Below are 4,945 nucleotides of genomic sequence, written 5' to 3' on the forward strand. Positions count from 1 at the left end.
AGTACCTGAATTTTCCCCCGATCCCCGCAATGGCTGGCACTTTTTGAGGGGAAAAAAGTCCAAAAGTCTTATCCAACAAGGTTTTTAGATTTATTCAGCAGACCCTAATTAGAGGCATAGAAAAAATCTCAGAAATATTTTTATATAATATAACAGTTTTGATAGCAATCACAGATATTCTTTTGCTTCAGAAGGCTTCAATCATCCAATCCTTGAGGAATTATGAATTATGAATTGGGGAGTGGGAAGTGGGAAAAAAACTGAATGTCATACTAAATCCTGTTATTAAAAACTGATTATTTATTTCCCCTTTTGCCTCTTGCATGAGTGCCTCGTCTCATAACTAGCCTGTACTCAACGGATTTAGTATCAGCATTCATCCCATCGCTAAAAGCGAGGGAATTCTGCTGACACTAAGTTAAAAAGAATACACGGCTGTTTTGATATTTTGGTAGTTATCATCTAGATCTGATTCTAGGAGAATAATCGCAGTAATTCTTCTAGTCATCTCGCTTACTTCCTGCACTTCTGCGATAGTTAATCCCCGTCCTAATAATTTTTCCTCGCGATAACTTAGCCATTTTTTAATAACTTGATAACCCCCGATGGTATATTCCCAAACCCGGGATGGTATATTTTGCCAATAGGCTCGATCATTGAGATAAATATCATAGGTGGTCGTTCCTAATAATTTTCGCATTTCTGGGCTAATTACGCTCATTTCTGCGGTTGTATATTGTCTGGCGATCGCTTTTCCTTTACCCGGCATTGTCACACCATTTTTACCCCCATGTCCCCAACCGACGTTAATAATTAAATCCCCCTTATCCGGGTTTAAATTTCCCCCATCAGTGCAGGAAATCAAGGCGATTTTTTGCAGTGCAGGGGTCGGTTTTTTGGTGACTCCTATAACGGGGTTTTCTGTGTCTAAAAGAGATGCGATCGCTTGTCCTAGTTGGGCAGATTTAATTAATAATTCTTGGCTATTGGGAAGGGGAATTCGTGGGAAGTCTTGACGAATACCGTCGGCATTTTCCCGAAGATACAAGGGAGAGTACCCAATCGCTAACGAGTGCAGCCAAATTAAGGAGGCATTCTCGATATTTTCCTCAAGATTATTAATACCCAGTTGATTTAAGTATTGACGAGATTTTTCCGAGAGATTGGCTTTTGTTTTAACATTTGTATAACTTTCAACATTAAATAATTTATCTTGTTTTTTTGCTTCATGTTTCGCAGAAGGATAAATTAACATGGGAAATGCAACTGCATGACCTCTCATACAATCCCTAGCAAAAAGACTTTGAGTAAATAGAAATGGAATTCCTTCTGGTTGAGCAACTCCTTTAGAACGACTTAATAAAAATAAATTTTTATGTGTGTATTGTACATATAAATCTGGCCTTACTCTTTTCCAAACATTAGGGGCTAAAGTAATATAACACCATCTTGTATCATAGGGACGGAAATTATATCTTTTCAGGTTATTTTCTTTAAACGAATCTAATTGATGTGCTTTTTTTCGTACAGTTTTAGCATCAAAAGACGCGCTATCTCGACTTAACCCAGTTTTTAAAGTTAAAAATTCATCCCAGTCAGTTGTTTTATCAAAATACTTTTGCATTCTTAATGATAAAATATCTTGATCACAATCTATAAGTGCATTTGCACGATCTTCATCCATACCCTGTAATGGAATAATTAATGATGAATCTTGACAAGATAAATCTGTTAACTTTGGCCATGCTAAATAGTGAGAAGAAACATCGGAGGGACGGAAAGAATAACGATTAGATTGTTCTGGGTTAGAGACTTGATACAAAGAATCAAAATCTTGATTATTTAAGCTTTCTAAAAGTTGTGACCTTCTTTCAACTGCTTTAGCTGCATCAATATCATCTCGAAATAAGACTTTAGTTCCTTGCTGAGAACTATTTTTCAACCAAAGAGAAATCACCACTCCCTGTTGAATTCCTGCTGAGAATCCGGGTATTGAGAAAATTGTCTCACTGGTTCTACCATCGGGTGCATATTCAGAAATTTTGCGATTTCCGTGCATATTTTCGATCCAGAACTTATTGAAATTCTTTAATAGATTCTGTCTCAAGACAACAAAAGAAGGTTCACTAACCCAAGAATAGTTAGAAATATAACAAACAACCCCTTTACCAGTATTTTCTGAAATACATCTTTCTGCTAAACGGAAAAAGCGCACATATAACTCATCCAAATTAAACTTTTTAATCCCCCAATCGGAGATTAAACCCTGTTTATACACTTCCACTAAACCTGCTTCTTCTGCGGGACTGGTTCCAGCAAAAGCATTGTAGGGAGGATTACCGAGAATAACTAAAATCGGTTTACCGCGCTTAACTTCATCGGCTGCCTCTCGTTCCTTATTTAACTCCGGAAAACTCAATTGTAGCTGTTGAATTTTCTGTTTACTTTCCTCATCGGGAGGTTGCCAACCGGTTAAAGCATTAGTCAGATAAATCCCCACCCGTTCACTATCTTCTATTAAAGGTACACCCAAACTTTGCAGGAATAAACCTAATTGTAGATGAGCGACGACAAAAGGAGCGGTTAAAATCTCGAAACCGAAAATTCTTTCTATGGCTGCCTTTTTCACCAAAGCCATGGCTAAAGCACCCGCGCCATTTTCCTGTAAAGTATCGGTAATATAGCGCAAAACCTCGACTAAATAAGCACCGGTGCCACAGCAAGGATCGAGAATATAAACATCGGGATTAGCTAAACCGTCCTCAATATTTAATTCTTCTCGTAAAACTCGATCGACTCGCGCTACCATATAGCGAACAATTTCCGGAGGAGTGTACCAAACTCCCAATTCTTTGCGTAAATCGGGATCAAAAGCTTGCAAAAATGGTTCATAGAAATACTGTACCGCTTGTCCCTCATCGAATTGACGAAAAAATTCCTCTCGTCGCACTCGATTTAAAGCTGCACCCGTCCAATTCAAAACTTCTAAGTACCTAAGCAAAATTAATTACACATTTCGATCAAGCTTTTGCCTTTTGCCTCTTGCCTTTTGCCTATCCTAACCAAGAAATTAATTTTGCACGACTACTTACTAATCCCAAAGATTTTAACTTACTCGGTGCGGCGATTTGCTCAAATAGGATCGCTAACATGGGAACATGGAGATGGTGGGCTGCGGATTTCCAATCGAACTTATCCTCTTTATCCTCGCGATTGAGGTTTTGCTTGTGCCATAATACCCAAGCGGAAAATAAACCATAAAAGAGGGTTTGCACGAGGGTAGAACGGAAAAATTTATTTCCCTGTTCCCGTTCAAATTTGATACCTAGGGCATTTTCTAAAGCTTGACGAATATTGGCCAGAGCGGGAAGATCGGAATGATGTTCTAAGCGTGCTTTTGCGTCCCGCGCATAGGAAGCAAGAAACCAAGCAACATCGGCCGGTGAGGTGATAGGAGCCGCCTGTAAAAGCACTCTCTTTAGGTATTCTAAGAGGCTATCACCGTGTTCGGCGGCAAATTTGGATGGATTTGAGGTTTTTAGCCAAAACTCGGCTTCTGACGGGGCTAAACTATAGGCTTCTAATTCTACCGGTTGACCTTGGCTATTGCGACCGATGAGCAGAAAATCGCGATAATTGCTGACTAATACTTGACCGTATTTTTGCCAGTATTTTTGTACTTGCTCGCTGGCGGCGATTTTTTTGATATCTTCTTTGGTTCCCTTAATCTCGATCGCGCCTCTTTCGGGAAAAATCGCCGTAAAAGGTTCTAATTCTTGATTTTTGGGGAATTGATCGACGTTAAAAAGTCCCCCGTCCGGCAATCCCGCACCCTGATTTCTGAGGTTGATAATGCAGCGGACTCGCGGTTTTAGGGTTTTACCGATTTCGTTGAGGAGAGTTTCGAGAGTGCCGTAGTAGGAGGTTTCTTTTACTGCTGCTTGGGAGGAGTGGATTTCGTGCAGGTTGCGAAAATAATTAACGAGGGGATTCATAAAAACTGTGGTCTAGATAATTAAGGTTAATCTTATAAAATTTTGTTACAAGATTGAACATTTCTGCTTTGAACGGTTACAATTCCCATTGTAAGTAGCCGGTTATATTTAAATTAAAAATCGATTTTAGGTTCGATCCCCCCTGCCCCCCTTATTAAGGGGGGTGCTGATAGGCGGGGTGCTCTGATAATTTTTAACGCCTACCTACTTAATTATTGATCTCTCTTGCTTGGAGGAAATTAAAGATGGCTGATTTTCTTGATTTCGTTGTTCGTGACAGTTTGCTCAATCCTCTTAATATCACGCTTTTATCTACAGATTTAGAACAAATTGACGAAGGAACAAGACATGGCATTGATGCTCAGATTGATGACACAGATCCTCTTGGGCGTAAAGGTGCGATTTTAGCTGAGTCGGCATCGAAGGAAACTTCTCCCTTAGGAGTCCTGAACTCTAACCCCTCCCCATCTACACTCTCCTCGGAGGCCCCCACAGTTCCAGTCTCCCCTGCTGCTACGAGTCAAGTGGTCTTTCCCGCTTCCCTCAGTATGAACTCTTCTGGTTATCCCACCAGTCAAGCGTCGAGTCCTGCCTCTGTACCCACCGCTGCCGCCGTCACCTCAGAGCTAAGACCGGCAGCAACTAGCACCCTTGCCCCCTATGCTCCCAATCAACTGATTCTCAAGTTTAAGCAGGGGATCGCCAGTGCCGAAGTTGCTCAGTTTAAGTCCCTCTTTGGTGCTGTTAGCACCCAGACGATTAAACTGACGGGGGCAGAGATTTGGAAGTTATCCGGGTCGCTCTCTGTGGAGAAGATTCTAAAACAATATCGCTCCCATCCGATTTTTGAATACATTGAACCCGACTATATTCGGACGCTGGGTACAATTAGTACCAAGGCCACGATACCCAATGACCCCAGTTTTAATCAACTTTGGGGATTGCATAAC

1 protein-coding gene and 1 pseudogene are annotated in these 4,945 nt (G+C 40.8%); one reads left to right on the forward strand and one right to left on the reverse strand.

Going from position 1 to position 4,945, the window contains the following annotated elements; translation table 11 throughout:
* Positions 1–418: 418 nt before the first annotated feature.
* Positions 419–3,995 (reverse strand): annotated as a pseudogene (locus tag PX482_RS22020) (type ISP restriction/modification enzyme).
* Positions 3,996–4,240: 245 nt separating this feature from the next.
* Between PX482_RS22020 and PX482_RS22025 the strand changes: the two are divergent.
* Positions 4,241–4,945, forward strand: a 705-nt coding sequence (locus tag PX482_RS22025; protein ID WP_502888573.1) for a S8 family serine peptidase, incomplete at its 3' end; no start/stop codon positions are given.

The sequence above is a fragment of the Microcystis sp. M53602_WE12 genome, from assembly GCF_030065455.1.
Taxonomy (GTDB): Bacteria; Cyanobacteriota; Cyanobacteriia; order Cyanobacteriales; family Microcystaceae; genus Microcystis; species Microcystis aeruginosa.